At 42.1% G+C, this 18890-nt stretch carries 15 protein-coding genes; 12 read left to right on the top strand and 3 right to left on the bottom strand.

Translation table 11 applies throughout. The features are described 5' to 3' along the window. Nucleotides 1–432: 432 nt before the first annotated feature. Complete coding sequence (locus tag XEN7305_RS04740) at nt 433–1662, bottom strand: HhoA/HhoB/HtrA family serine endopeptidase (protein WP_006508213.1); 1230 nt, start codon at nt 1660–1662, stop codon at nt 433–435. 139 nt (nt 1663–1801) lie between these two features. Here XEN7305_RS04740 and lspA point away from each other — a divergent pair, with 139 nt between their 5' ends. Then, nucleotides 1802–2260 carry a signal peptidase II gene (gene lspA / locus XEN7305_RS04735; protein WP_006508212.1) on the top strand — a complete coding sequence of 153 codons (459 nt, stop codon included), beginning with the start codon at nt 1802–1804 and terminating at the stop codon, nt 2258–2260. A 61-nt stretch (nt 2261–2321) separates the two neighbouring features. Here the strand turns inward: lspA and ispG are convergent, their stop codons facing one another. Further along, on the bottom strand, nt 2322–3542 hold the full coding sequence (gene ispG, locus XEN7305_RS04730) for a (E)-4-hydroxy-3-methylbut-2-enyl-diphosphate synthase (RefSeq protein ID WP_006508211.1): 1221 nt from the start codon (nt 3540–3542) through the stop codon (nt 2322–2324). Nucleotides 3543–3847: 305 nt separating this feature from the next. On the opposite strand from ispG, the gene XEN7305_RS04725 reads away from it, so the two are divergent. From XEN7305_RS04725 to XEN7305_RS04715, 3 genes are all read left to right on the top strand, one after another. Then, the gene (locus XEN7305_RS04725; RefSeq protein WP_006508210.1) at nt 3848–6148 is read left to right on the top strand and encodes an FG-GAP repeat protein; all 2301 of its coding nucleotides are present in this window, start codon (nt 3848–3850) and stop codon (nt 6146–6148) included. Between the two features lie 53 nt (nt 6149–6201). Continuing rightward, nucleotides 6202–7695 (top strand): Rieske 2Fe-2S domain-containing protein, encoded by a 1494-nt coding sequence (locus XEN7305_RS04720; protein WP_006508209.1) that lies wholly within the window; start codon nt 6202–6204, stop codon nt 7693–7695. A gap of 77 nt (nt 7696–7772) precedes the next feature. After that, nucleotides 7773–9860 carry a transglycosylase SLT domain-containing protein gene (locus tag XEN7305_RS04715; protein ID WP_006508208.1) on the top strand — a complete coding sequence of 696 codons (2088 nt, stop codon included), beginning with the start codon at nt 7773–7775 and terminating at the stop codon, nt 9858–9860. A gap of 229 nt (nt 9861–10089) precedes the next feature. On the opposite strand, the gene recJ is transcribed toward XEN7305_RS04715, so the two are convergent. Continuing rightward, nucleotides 10090–12405, bottom strand: a complete 2316-nt coding sequence (gene recJ / locus XEN7305_RS04710; RefSeq protein WP_006508207.1) for a single-stranded-DNA-specific exonuclease RecJ — start codon at nt 12403–12405, stop codon at nt 10090–10092. 268 nt (nt 12406–12673) lie between these two features. On the opposite strand from recJ, the gene XEN7305_RS04705 reads away from it, so the two are divergent. From XEN7305_RS04705 to XEN7305_RS04670, 8 genes are all read left to right on the top strand, one after another. Beyond that, the gene (locus XEN7305_RS04705; protein ID WP_006508206.1) at nt 12674–13141 is read left to right on the top strand and encodes an ATP synthase subunit I; all 468 of its coding nucleotides are present in this window, start codon (nt 12674–12676) and stop codon (nt 13139–13141) included. Nucleotides 13142–13223: 82 nt separating this feature from the next. Then, the gene (gene atpB / locus XEN7305_RS04700) at nt 13224–13979 is read left to right on the top strand and encodes a F0F1 ATP synthase subunit A (RefSeq protein WP_006508205.1); all 756 of its coding nucleotides are present in this window, start codon (nt 13224–13226) and stop codon (nt 13977–13979) included. Between the two features lie 165 nt (nt 13980–14144). Then, a complete protein-coding gene (gene atpE / locus XEN7305_RS04695) occupies nt 14145–14384 on the top strand; it encodes an ATP synthase F0 subunit C (RefSeq protein ID WP_006508204.1) in 240 nt (79 codons plus the stop codon). 74 nt (nt 14385–14458) lie between these two features. Further along, a complete protein-coding gene (locus XEN7305_RS04690) occupies nt 14459–14890 on the top strand; it encodes a F0F1 ATP synthase subunit B' (protein ID WP_006508203.1) in 432 nt (143 codons plus the stop codon). 48 nt (nt 14891–14938) lie between these two features. Next, the gene (locus tag XEN7305_RS04685) at nt 14939–15469 is read left to right on the top strand and encodes a F0F1 ATP synthase subunit B (protein ID WP_006508202.1); all 531 of its coding nucleotides are present in this window, start codon (nt 14939–14941) and stop codon (nt 15467–15469) included. A gap of 5 nt (nt 15470–15474) precedes the next feature. After that, a complete protein-coding gene (atpH, locus tag XEN7305_RS04680; RefSeq protein WP_006508201.1) occupies nt 15475–16026 on the top strand; it encodes an ATP synthase F1 subunit delta in 552 nt (183 codons plus the stop codon). 64 nt (nt 16027–16090) lie between these two features. Further along, nucleotides 16091–17602 carry a F0F1 ATP synthase subunit alpha gene (atpA, locus tag XEN7305_RS04675; RefSeq protein ID WP_006508200.1) on the top strand — a complete coding sequence of 504 codons (1512 nt, stop codon included), beginning with the start codon at nt 16091–16093 and terminating at the stop codon, nt 17600–17602. 100 nt (nt 17603–17702) lie between these two features. Continuing rightward, the gene (locus XEN7305_RS04670) at nt 17703–18647 is read left to right on the top strand and encodes a F0F1 ATP synthase subunit gamma (RefSeq protein ID WP_006508199.1); all 945 of its coding nucleotides are present in this window, start codon (nt 17703–17705) and stop codon (nt 18645–18647) included. The last annotated feature ends 243 nt before the right edge of the window (nt 18648–18890 follow it).

The following is an 18890-nucleotide window of genomic DNA, read 5'->3' as shown; positions in this document are numbered from 1 at the left end:
GACCACTGGAGACAAAAATCATCTACGTCGCAAAAAATTGCTGTGATATCTAATCTTGATGTCATCATAAAATTAGCTGAGATTCTCTAATTCTGCTTATTATGAGTATACAATGTCAGCCTTTCTTTTCTCTCAAATTTTCGTCGAACTCACGTTGTTAAGTTTTTAACGGGTCTTCGCCCTTGAAGGCAGAGGGCAGAGGGCAGAGGGCAGAAGGATAAATCTACTTCTAACTTATCCCTTTAGGTTGAATTCCTCCACTTCTTTAAGTGGAACAGGGCATCATAGTGGTGAGTCTAATTCTCCCACTATGCCAGTTACCTTCTGCCTTCTGCCTTCATTCTTCTGCCTTCGTTTTTAAATTTAATCTTTCAATGAGAAGTATTGGGCGTGATTCCTAACACCTAACACCCAATACCTAAACCCTTTCCCCTAAGAATCACTGGCTAGTTGAGCAGTTTGAACATCCAATTGTAGTTGTTGATCGCCTCTGATGATTTTGAATTTCAGACTTTGATTGAGACCACTATTTTCTACTACAGTTTGTAATTGATTCGCACTATTGATAGCCGTTCCATCAACATCGACAATGACATCACCTCTTCGAATACCTGCTCTTTGGGCTGGAGTGTTGGGCAACACTCTAATCACCAAAACTCCGTCAACTTCAGGAATGATCAAAGGAGAATTGGGATCATTATTGTTTTGCTGGGCAATTTCTGGAGTTAAAGTAATCATCTGTACTCCCACATAGGGATGGGGTACTTCCCGACCCGCAGCCAGAATATCTTTGAGTTCTTTAGCCTTATCGATGGGAATCGCAAACCCGATTCCTGTAGCATCAGCACGAATCGCGGTATTGATACCAATAACCTCTCCATTTTGATCTAGTAGAGGACCGCCAGAGTTCCCTGGATTGATCGCGGCATCAGTTTGTAAAAATTCCACTCGTTTATCAGGGATTCCTACTTGAGCAGAAGAACGCTCCAGGGTGCTTATGATGCCTAGGGTGACTGTATTATTTAATCCCACGGGATTCCCAACTGCGATCGCCCAATCACCAACTTGGACTTGAGAAGAATTTCCCAACGGAGCAATGGGTAAATCCGATCCTTGAGGATCAATTTGCACAACAGCTAGATCAGTAACTTCATCTGTCCCTTTGACTGTCCCTTCAAATTCTCTACCATCTCTGAGGGTGACAATTACTCGATCTGCCCCACTAACTACATGGGCATTGGTCAGAATAATTCCGCTTTTGTCGGTAATGAATCCTGAGCCTTGACCTCTAACTTGTCTTTCTCTCGGCTGTTGTTGTTGTTGCCCAAAGCGATCGCCAAAAAACTGACGGAAAAAAGGATCATCAAAAAACGGATCTACTCTGCGAATCACTGTTCTTTCGGTATCAATTCTGACAACAGCTGGCCCTGTTTTTGCGATCGCAGATGCCACAAAATTTGTGGAAAAGCGAGCTGAACCAGTATTTTGTGCTGTAACATTAGTATCTTCTACCGAATTCTCTGGTGATGATTTACTAGGGGCAAGAGACAAGGTTTCAGCTTGAGAAGACATTACTTTAAGAGTCCCAAATGCCAATAAGGCGCCGATTAAAAGTGCTATAGCGTGGCTAGCTACTCTGCCGCCGATCCCAGATTTTTTCATGATTTTCTGAAATTATTAATGATTCTATCTTGAAGATACTTCTAACTTTACTAAATCAGAATACCCACTCACTTAGGTAAACTTCCTGACTTACCTATACAATAACATTTCGACCTTAAAGCCTTTTATGCCAACATTAATGAAGAAAAACCGTTTGTTCTGGACTGTCGCGATCGCACTCCTGATTTTAGATCAAGTTACCAAATATATAGTGAGCCAAAATTTCACAACGATTGGAGAAACAGTACCAATTTGGCAAAATGTCTTTCACTTCACCTATGTCGAAAACACTGGTGCCGCGTTTAGTTTCTTTAGCGGTGGGGTTCATTGGTTGCGTTGGCTTTCTTTAATCGTCAGCCTGGGGTTAATGGCTATGGCATGGTTTGGCGGCAAATTACAAATCAATGAACAATTAGGTTACGGTTTTATTTTGGCCGGGGCTTTGGGAAATGGGGTTGATCGTTTTTTGTTTGGCTATGTGATCGATTTTCTCGATTTTCGCCTGATTAATTTTCCCGTATTCAATATAGCTGATGTCTCGATCAATATTGGGATATTTTTTCTTCTGCTGGTAATGTTTATGGGGGAAAAAAGATAGGGATTAAGGCAGTAGTTGGACTTACTCCCTCTGCCTTCTGTCTTCTGCCTTCTGCCCTCGTTCAATCTTCAGGTTCCACCCAACGATCATCAGCTTTAATCAAATTAATCAATTCCTCTACTCCATTTTCTTCAGGAACTCTTTTGATCTCTTCTCGACCACGATATAAGGCAATATATCCAGGTTGCTTCCCAACATAACCATAATCCGCATCGGCCATTTCCCCAGGGCCATTGACAATACAACCCATCACGGCAATATCCAAGCCTGTTAAATGACTAGTTGCTTCACGGACTTTATGTAAGACTTCTTCTAAATTAAATAGAGTACGGCCACAGGAAGGACAAGCTACATATTCCACCATTGTTTTACGTAGCCCCAAAGCTTGCAGGATGCTATAGCAAACTGGGATTTCCTTCTCTGGAGCCTCGGTGAGAGAAACCCGAATCGTATCCCCAATACCTGCCGCTAATAGAGTACCAATCCCCGCAGTAGATTTGATCCGTCCGTATTCCCCATCTCCAGCTTCGGTGACGCCCAAATGCAGCGGATAGTCCATGCTCAATTCATTCATTCGCTGCACCATGAGCTTATAGGCCGCGATCATCACAGGAACTCGGGAAGCCTTGAGGGAAATTACCAGATTGCGGAAATCAAGAGATTCACAAATATGAATAAATTCGAGTGCCGACTCCACCATGCCCTCTGGAGTATCACCGTAGGTAAAGAGCATTCTTTCAGCTAAAGAGCCATGATTGACACCGATACGCATTGCCTTGCCCTGATCTCTGAGAGAAATCACTAAAGGTTCCAAGGTGGCGCGGATTTTTGATCCAATATCCTCAAATTCTGCTTGATTATACTCAGTGCGATCGCTTTTAGGTTTTTCAAAGACGTATAAACCAGGATTGATTCTCACTTTATCCACATGCTTAGCCACTTCTAGGGCAATTTTCATGCCGTTATGATGCACATCGGCCACCAAAGGAACATTCTGATACGTCTGCTGCAATTTTTCTTTAATTTCCGCCAAAGCTTTAGCATGAGCCATACTCGGCACCGTAACCCGCACAATTTCGCACCCAATCTCATGCAAACGACGAATTCCAGCAACAGAACCATCAATATCTAAAGTGTCCTCGTTAATCATGGACTGAACCACTACAGGATAACCACCTCCGATAGTGACATCTCCTACTTTGACAGGACGAGTTTTGCGTCGATGAATGGTCGTATCAAATTCAGATGTAACAGTAACATTAGGATTATCAAGAGTCTGCATAACTATTAACTTGCTATAAAATACGGTTTCGCAAAGCGAGGCACTTCGTGGTCGCGTTTTAATCAACAATCCTATTGTCTCAAATTTAGGTTAAGAATTGATAGTCTTTGCTGACTTGGCAAAAAAACTAAATTCTACAGCGGGAAAAGTGAAGCGATTGGCAATTGATAATCGGCAAATATTTCAGTATTTTCAAGCAATAAAATAGACAAGAAAATATATCTAATTGATGAAGAAAAAAATAGTCAGTTCATTCGCCTTTAAAATCATTATTTATTGAGAGCAAACATTATTTAGATACGATTATGCCCACGACACCGATCAACTTATCTGAAATTAATAGTAGTAATGGCCTTGTAATTAACGGGATTAACCCGGAAGATAATGCTGGTCTTTCGGTGAGTAATGCAGGAGATGTTAATGGTGATGGGATTGACGATATCATTATTGGCGCATCGAATGCTGGTGTTTCTGAGAACGAGTTATCAGAGTTTCCCGATTTCGGGAACTTTGATGCTGATTTAACTTCTGGCGAAAGCTATGTGGTGTTTGGTAAAACCGATTTTACAGGCTCATTAGACTTATCCGATTTAGATGGCACCAATGGCTTCATTATCAAAGGTGCCAATCCGGGAGATACTTCTGGCGAATCCGTTAGTAGCGCTGGAGATCTTAATGGTGATGGGATTGACGATATTATCATTGGTGCTACCAATGCTGATCCTAATGGAAAATTGAGTGCGGGGGCAGGATATGTCGTTTTTGGAAACACTAATGTTGGGGAGTCTGGGGTTGTCGAACTTTCTGAACTAAATGGGAGCAATGGCTTTGTGCTTAATGGGATCGAAGGTGGTGCCTTTGGTCGTGCAGGGCTAGTTTCCTTCGCGGTTTTTGGCGGAGATGCCACAGGAGGAGAAGTTAGTAATGCTGGGGATCTCAATGGTGATGGCTTTGACGATGTAATTATTAGTGCCAGTGGCGCTGATATCGATGAGCAAGAGTCTGTCGGCAAAACCCATATTTTCTTTGGGGGGAATAATGTTGGCAGTTCTGGCATAGTCGAGCTTTCGGCACTAGATGGCACGAATGGCTTTACTATCGAGGGTGTTGATGAAATAGATCGCTTTGGTTCTTCGGTAAATAATGCAGGCGATGTCAACGGAGATGGTTTCGACGATATAGTTGTCGGTGCCCGATATGCTGATAATGATAGCCAAGGTCTTTTTGGTGCAAGTTATGTATTTTTCGGCAAACCCGATATTGGCGCATCTGGTAATTTGCAGGCAGACCAACTAGATGGCAGCAATGGTTTTGTCATCCCAGGAATTGATGAAGGTGGAAATAATGGACTTGCTGTCAGTAACGCAGGAGATATGAATGGGGATGGTTTTGACGATCTTATAATTGCGGCTCCTGGTGCGGGAGAAATAATTAATCGCTATGGATATGATGAGTCCGATCGCCGAGGAGAAACTTATATTATCTTTGGGAATGGTGATTTAGGAGCTTCTGGTAGTTTTGATTTATCGACATTAGATGGCACTAATGGCTTTGTGATTAATGGTCTTGCTCAAGACGACTATTCTGGTAGTTCTGTGAGTAATGCAGGGGATATTAATGGTGATGGTTTTGACGATGTCATTATTGCTGCGCCTTTTGCCAACGAACCTTTTGCTGAGGATTATCAAACTCAGACTTATGTTCTTTTAGGTGGTACTGATGTGGGCAGTGCGGGCAGTATCCAGATAGACGAAATTAATGGCTTTGTGGTTAATGGTCTTGAGGAATATGATAGTGCGGGAAGATCTGTTAGTAATGCCGGAGATCTCAATGGTGATGGCCTGGATGACCTTATTATTGGCGCACCTTTTACTAATAGCAATGGTAATGATTCTGCGGGAGCAACCTATGTCGTCTTTGGTTTTGAAGAATCTCCGAGCAATAACAATAATATTGAGGGGACATCGGGCAATGATGTTTTAGCTGGGACTGCTAGTAGCGACACTATTAGCGGCAGAGCGGGAAATGACAAGATTCGGGGACTTGCTGGAGATGATACGGTTTTTGGTGACAATGGAAACGATACTCTCTTTGGGAATCTCGGGGATGATTCTTTAGTTGGCAATAGAGGTTTTGACTTGCTTTTCGGCGATGCAGGTAATGATGATTTAACCGGTGGCTTGGGTGGGGATACCTTACGCGGTGGCGCAGGTAATGACTCGTTAAAAGGTAATTCTGGTTTCGATCTGCTCTCGGGAAATAACGGTAATGATGTGCTAGCAGGGGGGAATGGCAATGATGTCTTGCGAGGAGATGCGGGGAGCGATCGCCTAGACGGCGGTCAGGGTAATGATACTGTCTTCGGTGGTCAAGGAGCAGACTTCTTTATTCTCCGCGCGGGGGCAGGAACAGATAATATTGTTGATTATCGTGATGGGATTGATAAATTTGTCCTAGCAGATGGTTTGACATTCGGACAAATAGAAATTGTGCAGAATATTAACAATACCCAGATTCAGATTAGTGGTAGTGATGAAGTATTAGCGAACCTCAGCTCTGTTACAGCTAATGTTCTCGAATCATCAGATTTCCGTTCTGAAGCTTGATTAATCATCTAAAATTGGTCTAGATCACGAGCTCAGTTAGACGATCAATAAATATGGCTATTGAAACCAATCTCCAAGATAATCTAGAGAATCAAACCGCGCAATTTTTGCAAGATGCCGAATCTACTTTTCAATGGACGAAGCAATGGTATCCAGTAGCCGTAGCCGAATTTCTCGATTCATCACGTCCCCATGCCCTACAACTACTAGGCAAAGATTTAGTTTTATGGCAAGACAATTCCGGTCAGTGGCATTGTTTTGAAGACTTTTGCCCCCATCGATTAGCTCCTCTATCGGAAGGACGCATCGAATCAGATGGGACATTATTATGTGCCTATCATGCCTGGCGTTTTGATAGTCAGGGCAACTGCGTTAATATCCCCCAATCTAAAGATCGAGAAACGGAGGCGAGAAACTGCGCTAACCAAAAATCCTGTGCGATCGTTTATCCCACGCAACAGCTTCAAGATTTAATTTGGGTCTGGCCGGAATCTGGGGCTGTGGCAGAAGTTGAGAGCCAAGCTCGCAAACCGCGAACTGTCCCGGAACTTGATGATCCTTCCAGTCGAGTTGTCAAACCATTTTGGAATATCAGAGATTTGCCCTATGGTTGGGATTTCTTTATGGAAAATGTTGCCGATCCTGCCCATGTGCCGGTTTCCCATCATGGCATCATGGGAAGCCGTTATGAAGACGCAAAATACTACGATATGCCTCGTGTAAGAGCAATATCTACTCAAGAAGGTTTTGCTTTTGGCATTACCCCCACGGCATCTAATGTCGTACAAGCGGTTCATGATTTTCAACCTCCCTGTCAGATGAGAGTTACCACCAGCTTTAAAGATGGAGGGAAGCTAATCTTGGCTTTGTATGCAATCCCAACTCGCCCCGGTTGGTGTCGTCATATTGGCAGACAAATTCTCATTAAAAATGATGCGGGTAAAACCCCCCCAGGTTTAGGTTTTTTTGCCCTACCAATGCCGAAATGGTTGAATCATATCTTGGCTTCCCTATTTTTGCATCAAGATTTAATCTTTTTGCACTATCAGGAAAAGATAGTCGCTAAACGAGGAGCAAATAAATGGTTGGAGACAGTTTATACCCCTAATCCTCAAGATAAAGCTGTCATTGCCTTTCGTCAGTGGCTAGCAAAACGAGCGGGTAATGGTGTTCCTTGGGAGGGCAACTGCAATCATCAACTTCTTGACCCAAAAACAGATCCAGAACAATTGTTTGATGTCTGGACAACTCACACTCAAAATTGTCGGGTTTGCCAAGATGCTTTGAAAAATATCAATCGTCTTAGGATACTAAGCTATCTGGGCGCGATTTTATGTCTATTTTTAGCTTTATTTATCGATGGTCGTTATATTGCGATGCAGGCTTTCACCACACCGGAAAGTATCTCAATGTGGCATACTTTGCCTCCTTTAGGGTTTGGACTTGCGATCGCAGGCGCCATACTTTTGGCACTAACAGGTTATTTATTAAAAAAACTCAGTCGACTATTCTATGTTTATAAGTTTAGTCACGCTGATAATGATTGAAATAAACATTAAATAATTTAAATTTTAGGGAATAATGATAAGTATGGTTTTGCTTTAAGGCTCTTACAGAAATTGTTATGGGTAAATTATTGAGCAATAAAATTGCTCTGGCAATAGGATTAGGATTAACTTCGGCGCTAACCCTAGGCAGTCTTGGTTATGTCTTAAAATATCAGATTGATTTGACTTCTCCTATTGCAACTGCTAATGAACCATCTTTAGCAGAGAATCGTACCAATTTTTCCTTAGCTGCCGGCTTCATTGCTCAAAACCAAGGAACTGAGGCTCTAGAGAAGCTCTCAAACCTAGAACAGAGTTATCCTATTCTAGAGCCTTATATTATTCTCAAAAGAGGACAAGCTTATCAATTAGCAGGAGATAATCGCCAAGCAGAGCAGACTTGGCAGAATCTTGTGCAATCTCATCCTGATTCCCCAGCAGTGGCAGAAGCCTTATATTTTCTCGGTCAATCCAATCCTGCTTATTGGCAAGATGCGATCGCAAAATTTCCCCAGCATCCGCGAACCCATCAGATAATTCGACAATTATTAAAGAAAAATCCGCATCAGCCGAGATTAATGGCGATTTTAGTCAAATATGACCCTGATGCTCCCGGAGTTTCCGAGATTGCCCATGATTTGGCCACCAATTATAGTGAGCAACTAGACCCTCAAGATTGGCAGGCGATCGCCGATAGCTATTGGAAAAAATGGGATTATGGCAAAGCAGGAAAGGCTTACGCCAAGGCTCCCAGCACACCTCGGAATCTATATCGTGCCGCCAGAGGCTATCATCTAGGCAACGGCAAAAAAACCGCTAAGAAATTGTATCTGCAACTGCTGGAGCAATATCCCCAAGCCGAAGATACGGGATTAGGTTTACGCAGACTAGCATTAATTGTTAATACATCCGAAGCCCTAGCCTATCTAGATCTTGTCATTCGAGATTTTCCCCAACAAGCACCCCAAGCTCTTCTGCAAAAAGCCAAAATCTTTGATGGTCTCAAAAACACCGTTGCCGCTCAACAAATGCGAGACTTATTAATAACTGACTACAAAAATTCAGAAGCCGCAGCAGAATATCGTTGGTCAATCTCCCAGAAAAAAGCTAAACAAGGAGATCTCCTAGCTGCTTGGGAATGGGCGCAACCGATCGCCGTGAATAATCCCCGTAGTCCTGTGGTCGCCAAAGCTTCCTTTTGGGTTGGCAAATGGGCGCAAAAACTGGGACGGTCAGAAGATGCGAAAACCGCCTTTGAATCGACCTTAGCTCGTTTTCCCCATTCCTATTATGCTTGGCGTTCGGCCGTTGCTTTAGGTTGGAATGTGGGTGATTTTAGCACCATCAGAGATATCCAACCGCAAGTAGCCTCGAAAGTTAATTTTGTGCCCCCAGGGGGTTCTCAAATTTTTCAAGAACTTTATCGAATAGGACTAGAAGAAGATGCTTGGATGCAGTTTCAAACTGAGATTGCTGATCAGGAGAATTTGAGCGTGCCAGATGAATTCACCTACGGTTTAATGCAACTATCTCGGGGGCAAAATCTCCGAGGAATTAATACCATTTGGTATCTCAAAAATCGCACTAGCGACGAAGACATCGAACAATGGCAAGCATTGCGACAAACTAATGAATATTGGCAGTCTTTGTTTCCTATTCCTTTCGAGGAAATTATTCTCCCCTGGTCACAACAACGTCAAATCAATCCTCTCTTGGTTTCGGCATTAATTCGCCAAGAGTCTCGCTTTGAGCCCGAAATTGGTTCTTCTGCTGGGGCGTTGGGTCTGATGCAAGTCATGCCAGCCACTGGAAAACAGGTAGCAGGACAAATTGGCTTACAAGATTATTCTCTAACCAATCCTGAGGATAATGTGAATATTGGGACTTTTTATCTCGATTTCACCCATCGTAAATATGATGATAACTCTATGTTAGCGGTGGCGAGTTATAATGCAGGGCCCAACCGTGTTGCTCAATGGGTATCTCGTTATGGATTGCGGGATGCGGATGAGTTTGTTGAGAAAATACCCTACCGTGAGACTAAAGGTTATGTGGAATCAGTATTTGAAAATTACTGGAATTACATGCGAATTTATAATACGGAAACAGCCCAATTATTTCAACAGATTAGTCAATCAAATCCTGAGGTCATTACTAATAATTAGAAACTATTAGGACTTACGCAAAATAAAATATTGTTATTATGTTATCGATCAAAGTCATCAATGCCACTGGGGGACCAGCCCCCCAGATCCCCGGTTGGGGCCGGGACGCCGCCCCCAAACCCCTTGCGTAAGGATTAACTAATAAGTCGGAAAATTAGGGATTGTCTTGGTGGTTGTTTAAGATCCTAAATAGGAATTTTAAAACCAAAATAGCAGAAGGTGGCAGAATTTATCCTGTAAGCTGAGATTTAATAATAGATAGTGGAACATGACAAAAATATTCCTTTTGGAAATGCTCTTCTGTAACAGCTAATAAAAATAATTTAACATCTTGATCAATTTCAATATTGGATACCACGAATTCTTGTTTAAATTGATAATTATTCTGCTCTTGATACCAAGAAAACCCAACTTTTTTTAAAACTTGTAATCCCAAGGCAAAGCTGCGATCCCCCAATCCTAATTGATTTTGTAACTGCGCCTTAGTGATGAACTCTTCCTTAGCAGCTAAGTCTTTGATTGTAGTGATAAATTGTCGTAAAATCTCTGGAGCTGTAACTGATTTTGGAAAGCGATAATTTAAAGCTAGTTTCTTTTGATTTGCGATCGCATTATGATATTGCTTGTGTATTTCTGTCCAGGACATCGGACATTTATCAATAACCACAAAATCAAGATCATTTAACTGAATATCCTGCCCCTCAGAACTTGAATCACGAAGATCAACAATTATATCTTCAGTAGCTTGGCGATCATTAAAACCAAATTTATCACTATTGGGACGTAGTTCAATTAACCTCACTTCGTATTGCCTAGCATAGGAATTAAAATCCAACTCAACAATTACATCACAACTTATATCTTGAGGAACTTCGTCCTTATAATGTCCCCACCATACTCCAGGAAAAAGATGATCGCATGATTGATCAGATAAACTAAACTTTGTTTTAATATATTGAACTTTTTTCCCCTGTTTATCTTTAATATTACTATTCCAAACATTTTTAAAATTGCAATTTTTAATCAATAATTTAGGCACAGGATTGCCCATACCACAGGGTTCGATTAGACTCAATTCTCGAAATAAACTTTGACCTAAATCCGACACCCTAACTTGAAGATCGGCCTCGATAGTCACGCCAATTTTAGTAACATCTAGTTGTTGATTTAATTTCTGATTAATTCCTTCTTGAAACAGAGGTAAATTTTCCAACTTTAAACTCAAACCAGCAGCAAAAGGATGACCTCCAAAACGATGCAATAAATGTTCTTGGGATTTCACCAATTGATAAAGATCAATACCGTTTACTGATCGGGCTGACCCTCTAGCGTAAACAATTCCGGTTTCATCCTCACTAGCACTGAGTAAAATAGTGGGACGACCATGTTCTTGGGCAATTTGTCCTGCGACTAAACCCAATACTCCACCCTGCCAGCTAGGATCTTCGAGCACAATCACTGAGGTAGTTGACAGGTCAATGCGCTGGAGTTTTTTTTGAACCTGATTGATAGTGTTTTTTTGCAGCTCTTTGCGGCGAGTATTCGCCAATTCCGTTTCCGATGCCAACTCATGACATCGTGAGCGATCGCGACTTGTCAGTAACTCGACACAAAAGCTTGCATCCCCATGAATTCGACTGACAGCATTAATTCTGGGTCCTAAGCCAAAGGAAATATCGGTTGGGCGATCGCCACTACGACGACATAATTCCAACAGACGAGTTACTCCTGGACGATTAGCGGTTTTCGGATCAGTTTGTTTTTTGAGCTGCTTAATACCCTGTTGCGCCAAATAACGGCAGTCGCCCTGCAAGCTTACTAAATCAGCCACCAAACCGATCGCCACCAAATCTAGCAGATATCCTAGGGGCTGCTGGGGAATCTCTGGCAAAGCTTGATAGAGAGCTTCGACCAATTTATAGGCAACGGCAACTCCGGATAGATGGTAGAGAGGATGCTCTTTGGGCAAATAACGAGGATTGATAATACCCACCACATTCGGGCGAGATTCGGGCAAGGTATGGTGATCGGTAACGATGATATCAATGCCCAATTTTTTTGCATAGGCAATTTCTTCTAGATTGGTACTACCCGTATCACAGGTCACAATCAATTTAGTTCCCGAGGCTGCTAGCTGGGCAATGCCAGTATGATTTAAACCGTGGGACTCGGTTAATCGATTGGGAATATAGTATTGCAACTGAATATTTTGGGGGAAAAACTGACCCAAACCTTCCCATAAAACACTGGTTGAAGTGACCCCATCCGCATCAAAATCGCCCCAGATACAGGTTTTCTCATCTGTTTCATAGGCTAAGCTTAAACGTGCGATCGCTTTTGCCATTTCCTCGCCAAATGCCGCTGTGCTAGCAGGTTGATAGCATTCAGGATCAACAAAAGCCGCCAAGGTTTCGAGATCGCTTATGCCCCGTTGCCATAACAGTTGAGCCCCATATTTACCACTAGAATCAGGAGTATAGGCTTGAACTGTATCGACAAACCATTGGGGTACAGGGTCAGTTGTGACCAGTTGCCATTGACTCATTTCTGGCACCGTATATCGGGATTAAAAAATTGGTTTTGCGACAAATTTATCACTAATTTAACTTTTCAACTTATGGTTAACTTCATAAATTTAGAGATCAACTACAGACTCATTTGCTAAGAGAATCAGAGTCTGATTTTAACAAGTTTAGGAAATTTTAATAATTGTTACACTCCCATGATAAGATTGCTTTTGGTTTGAATTTATATAGGTGACAGCAAGGCTTTGCCGTTTCCGTATAAGTACTCACCAAAATACATATTGAAGAATGAGTCAGTCGCCGAGTGCTTTGTCTAATCAGTCCCTAGAAACTACACCAGAACAAACAGAAGAAACGACTCGACAAAGTCTAACTTCTGATGATGAGCAGGGAAATTCCATGACAGTGTACTACGAATTACAACGTAAGTTGTACATTTATACTCTGACTTTGATGGGGATACTTATAATTCCCGTCTGGTGCTTTTTCTCCCTCAACATAGCTCTCAACTATGGTTTAGGAGCGTTGACTAGTGTGGTTTATTTAAGATTCTTAGCCAAAGATGTTGAACGCCTAGGTCAATATCAACAGCGTCTCGGAGCAAAGGGGCTAGGAATTTTCGTAGTCCTGATTGTGGCAGCAAGTAAGCTACCACAGTTACACGTTCTTCCTGTATTTCTGGGATTTCTCACCTACAAAGGGGCAATCATTTTTTATATGTTGCAAGCTGTGTTTTTGCCGAACAAGGAATCATAACAGCAACTCTTTGAAAAAAAAGGTGGGGTCAAGAAAGTTTCAGAAGCTTAATTTAATTTAATGTTTTTCTCAGTCTAGGCGCATGGAAACTCTAGGTAGTTTAATTCTAGTAAATTCATATATCTTTGCCGAATTAGAAGTTGGCGAACATTTTCTGTGGAAAATAGGCAATATTACAGTACATGGACAAGTTTTTCTCGTCTCCTGGTTCGTAATTGCTTTATTAGTAATCGCGTCTCTTGCAGCAACAAGTAACGCCCAAAGAATTCCCCGTGGTATCCAAAATTTTATGGAATACACATTGGAGTTCATTCGGGATTTAGCCAAGAGTCAGTTAGGAGAAAAAGACTATCGTCCTTGGGTGCCCTTTATTGGCACTTTGTTTTTGTTTATTTTTGTCTCCAATTGGGGCGGAGCACTAATCCCTTGGGGTGTAATTGAGCTCCCTTCCGGTGAATTGGCGGCTCCCACGAATGACATCAACACTACGGTTTCTTTGGCATTGCTTACTTCTCTAGCTTATTTTTATGCTGGTTTAAGCAAAAAAGGTTTAGGTTACTTTGGTAACTATGTCCAACCGGTCGCCTTTTTATTGCCAATCAAGATTTTAGAAGATTTCACCAAACCTCTTTCCCTAAGTTTCCGTCTTTTTGGTAACATTCTTGCGGATGAATTGGTAGTAGGAGTTCTAGTACTATTAGTACCTGTATTAATACCTTTACCAATCATGGCGTTAGGTCTACTTACCAGTGCTGTTCAAGCCTTAGTATTTGCCACCTTAGCTGGAGCATATATTCACGAGGCGATTGAAGAGCATGGAGAAGAGGAGCATGGGTAACATTTAGAATCCTCAATTTTGTCGTAATTGCCAAGATTGATTCAAGTAGTGAAATATCGACTACAGAATCTAATCTCGCTAGGTTGAGGATTTGCTTTTTCACTCAACCATTCAAACTTTTTTGTTTAACGTTTCTGTAATTTGTAAATTAAGGTAGGAAAAAACATGGATATTCAGGCTGCTTCTGTTATCGCTGCTGGTTTAGCTATTGGTTTAGCTGCTATTGGACCTGGTGTAGGTCAAGGTACTGCATCTAATGCAGCTATTGGGGGTATTGCTCGTCAGCCCGAAGCTGAAGGCAAAATTCGTGCCACTTTACTATTGACTTTGGCATTTATGGAATCCCTGACTATTTATGGTTTGGTTGTTGCTCTAGTATTACTATTTGCTAACCCCTTTACCTAATAGCTTAGTAATCTGTTAGAGGCTACCGATTGGTAGTCTCTATTTAGTTAGCCTACAAAATAGTACTAGATAAAATGTTTGATTTTGATGCAACATTGCCTTTGATGGCAATACAGTTTCTGTTCTTAACATGGCTACTGAACCAGATTTTCTATAAGCCACTAACCAAAGTACTAGATGAGCGGGACGAATATGTTCGTAACAATGAAACCGATGCCCGCCAACAGTTATCTAAGACTAAGGAATTGGCTCAGCAGTATGAACAGCAACTAGCTGATGCTCGGAAAAAATCTCAAGAGGTTCTCCAGCAAGCTCAAATGGATGCCAAAAAGATTACTGCGCAGAAAATAGCTGAAGCTCAGCAAGAGGTTCAAGCCCAAAAAGCTCAGGTAGCAAGTGAGCTACAAGAGCAAAAGGATGCAGCCTTAGCAACCTTGGAACAACAAGTAGATTCTTTATCTCACCAAATTCTAGAAAAACTTCTAGGACCAGAACTGGTTCGGTAATTTAGAACCACTAACAATTAATAATTTTAAAATTCACAAATACAAACAATGGTGGATTTATTTTTTTTAGCAGAAGCTCATTCAGAAGCTGAGGGTGGTTTTGGTTTCAATCTAGATATTCTAGGGACAAACCTGATCAACCTCACATTATTAGTCGGAATCTTGGTTTACTATGGGCGAGGACTCATTAGCAATATGCTAACCGAGCGCAACGCCAAGATTGCCGAGCAAATTCAGGACGCAGAGAAAAAACAGCAAACTGCGGCCGCAGGTTTAAAAGAACAACAGCAAAAATTGGCAGAAGCAGAAAAGACGGCAGAAAAAATCCGCCAGGACGCTGTCGCCAATGCTGAAAAAACTAAAGAGGCAATTTTAGCCCAAGGAGCAAAAGAGGTAGAACGCCTCAAAGCGACAGCAGTAGCTGATCTCAACTCCGAACAAGCTAAAGTCATTGCCGAGTTACGACAGCGCGTTGCTGCTCTAGCTATTAAGCAGGTGGAAGAACAACTTCCTCAAAGGCTTAATGACGAAGTACAAAATCAATTAATTGACAGTAGCATTGCTCGGTTGGGAGGGTAAGAAAGATGAGTGGAGCTTTACTCAGCATGGGAATTGCTGAACCTTATGCTCAGGCTTTGATGTCTGTAGCTCAATCTCAGAACCTCACGGAAGAGTTTGGCGCAAGTTTTCGCGCCCTGGAAAGTTTGCTTGAACAATCCCAGGATTTCCGTGATTTTGTGATGAATCCCATAATTAACGAAGAATCGAAGAAGTCGGTGCTACGCCAGGTAATGGGCAATGATACTAACCCTTACTTGATCAATTTTTTGATGCTGCTAGTAGATAAAAGACGTATTATATTTTTAGAGCAAATTGCCGGTCAATATTTAGAGTTGCTGAGAAATTTAAATCAAACTGTTTTGGCAGAAGTTACCGCTTCTCAAGAACTAAGTGAGTCCCAAACTCAAGCAATTATTGACCGAGTTAAATCTATGAGTAATGCTCGGGATGTCGAAATTAAGACCAGCATTGACCCCGAGATTATTGGCGGTGTAATTATTAAAGTTGGCTCTCAGGTAGTCGATGCGAGTCTTCGAGGACAACTGCGTCGTATTAGTATCAACCTGGGTAGTTAGAAAACTTTTAATCGGCGCGAAGATTAATTAACTGATAACTAATAAGTAACAACAAGGAAGGGATATGGTAAGCATTAGACCTGACGAGATTAGTAATATTATTCGTCAACAAATTGAGTCCTACGAGCAGGATGTTCAAGTTTCTAACGTAGGAACAGTTCTTCAAGTAGGGGATGGAATCGCTCGGATCTATGGCTTAGAACAAGCTATGGCTGGGGAACTATTAGACTTTGAAGATGGTACTGTCGGAATCGCGCTTAATCTTGAAGAAGATAACGTTGGTGCCGTACTCATGGGTGATGGGATCGAAATTCAAGAAGGTAGTACTGTAAAAGCTACTGGTAAGATTGCTTCTATTCCCGTAGGAGAGGCCATGGTTGGTCGGGTTGTCGATTCTTTGGGTCGTCCGATTGATGGTAAAGGGGATATTAATTGTAGTGATACCCGCTTGCTGGAGTCTATGGCACCAGGGATTATTGCTCGTAAGTCTGTATGTGAACCACTTCAAACTGGAATTACGGCAATTGATGCGATGATTCCCATTGGTCGGGGTCAGCGAGAATTAATTATCGGCGATCGCCAAACTGGTAAAACCGCCGTGGCAGTAGATACAATCATCAACCAAAAATCGGAAGATGTAATTTGTGTTTATGTTGCGATCGGGCAAAAAGCTTCTACTGTGGCTCAAGTTGTTGATACCTTGACCGAAAAAGGAGCTATGGATTACACCATTGTGGTTGCAGCTAATGCCAACGCTCCTGCTACCTTACAATATTTGGCTCCTTACACTGGTGCAACTTTAGCTGAGTACTTTATGTACAACGGTAAAGCAACTTTGGTAATCTACGATGATTTGTCCAAACAGGCTCAAGCTTATCGCCAAATGTCCCTGTTGTTGCGTCGTCCACCCGGTCGTGAAGCTTATCCTGGAGACGTTTTCTATCTTCACTCTCGTCTTCTAGAAAGAGCTGCTAAACTCAGTGATGAATTGGGTGGTGGTAGCATGACAGCATTACCCATCATTGAAACTCAAGCTGGTGACGTGTCTGCCTATATTCCGACTAATGTAATCTCGATTACTGATGGTCAAATCTTCCTTTCTTCTGACTTGTTTAACGCTGGGTTCCGTCCTGCAATTAACGCTGGTATTTCGGTATCCCGTGTCGGTTCGGCTGCTCAAACTAAAGCGATGAAGCAGGTTGCTGGGAAACTAAAACTAGAACTCGCTCAGTTTGCCGAACTTGAAGCTTTCTCCCAGTTTGCTTCTGATTTGGATGCAGCAACTCAAGCTCAATTGGCTAGGGGTCAACGTTTACGCCAAATCCTCAAGCAGCCCCAAAATTCACCTCTGTCGGTAGCAGAACAAGTAGCCCTAACATATGCTGGATTGAATGGCTATATTGCCGATATCCCTGTGGAGAAAGCAACTGAGTTTGCTCAGGGATTATGTGAATATCTTGGTACTAGCAAAGCGAAGTACGGGGAAACTATTGCTTCTGAGAAAAAACTCACCGATGAAGCTGAAAGCCTTCTAAAAGAAGCTATAGCTGAGTACAAACAAGCTTTTACCGCTTAACCCCCATTCGTCCCCTCCAGCGGGATGATAAGGACAAGCAGTTATCCGTAGGGGCGAATAGTAATTCGCCCATGCAATTCAAAAATTAGCTCATACAAAAATGCCTAATCTAAAAGCTATTCGCGATCGCATTCAGTCGGTCAAAAATACCAAGAAAATTACGGAAGCGATGCGCTTAGTAGCAGCAGCTAAAGTACGTCGTGCCCAAGAGCAGGTCAATGCAACTCGTCCTTTTGCTGACAATTTGGCTGAAGTTCTCTATAGTCTGCAGGCCAGACTCAGCTTTGAGGATATTGACTTACCATTATTTCAACAAAGAGAAGTTAAAACTGTAGGATTAGTAGTGATTACTGCCGATCGCGGTTTATGCGGTGGTTATAACACTAATGTAATCCGTCGGGCGGAAAACCGAGCTAAAGAGCTAGCAGCAGAGGGAATTAACTATAAGTTTGTCTTGATCGGACGCAAAGCGATTCAATATTTTGAAAATCGTAACGCTCCTATCGACAAAACCTATGCTGGGTTAGAACAAATTCCTAGTGCCGCTGAAGCCGCTTCTATTGGCGATGAAGTTTTATCTTTGTTCTTATCGGAGACAGTAGATCGGGTAGAACTTATCTATACCAAGTTTGTTTCTCTGATTAGTTCTCGTCCTGTGATTCAAACCTTACTTCCTCTAACCGCTCAAGGTTTGGAAGTAAAAGACGATGAAATTTTCCGTTTAACAACTCGTGGTGGCAGCTTCTCAGTAGAACGGGAAACTGTGTCCAATGAGGTTGAGTCGCTACCGCAGTATACAATCTTTGAACAAGATCCAGTGCAAATTCTGGATGCCTTGCTGCCTTTGTATCTTAATAATCAACTGTTACGTGCTTTGCAAGAATCCGCAGCTAGCGAATTAGCGGCACGAATGACTGCGATGAACAATGCGAGTGAAAATGCTTCCGAGTTGATGAAAACCTTGACTCTGTCTTACAACAAAGCAAGACAAGCTGCCATTACCCAAGAACTTCTGGAAGTGGTTGCTGGTGCTAATGCGCTGTAGAAAATCGAGAATTATATTTTTATTTTTGGTAACGTCTAGGATTAAATTCTAGGCGTTTTTTTGTTTTAGAATAGCCGGGTGCGGCTGCGCGGAAGTAATGAGTGATGAGTAATATAGCAATACGAAGTTAGGTTAGGACAAATTATGATCACACTGTAATCCTTCAAACACTTTGCATATTCTGGATTTTGCTTTTCCTGTTGCCTGTTGCCTATTCCCTATTCCCCAGCGCGTAGCGCTATA

This window comes from Xenococcus sp. PCC 7305, assembly GCF_000332055.1.
In the GTDB taxonomy this organism is placed as follows: Bacteria; Cyanobacteriota; Cyanobacteriia; order Cyanobacteriales; family Xenococcaceae; genus Xenococcus.
The sequence above is the reverse complement of the archived record's forward strand: the minus strand, read 5'-3'. Positions and strand labels throughout refer to the sequence as shown.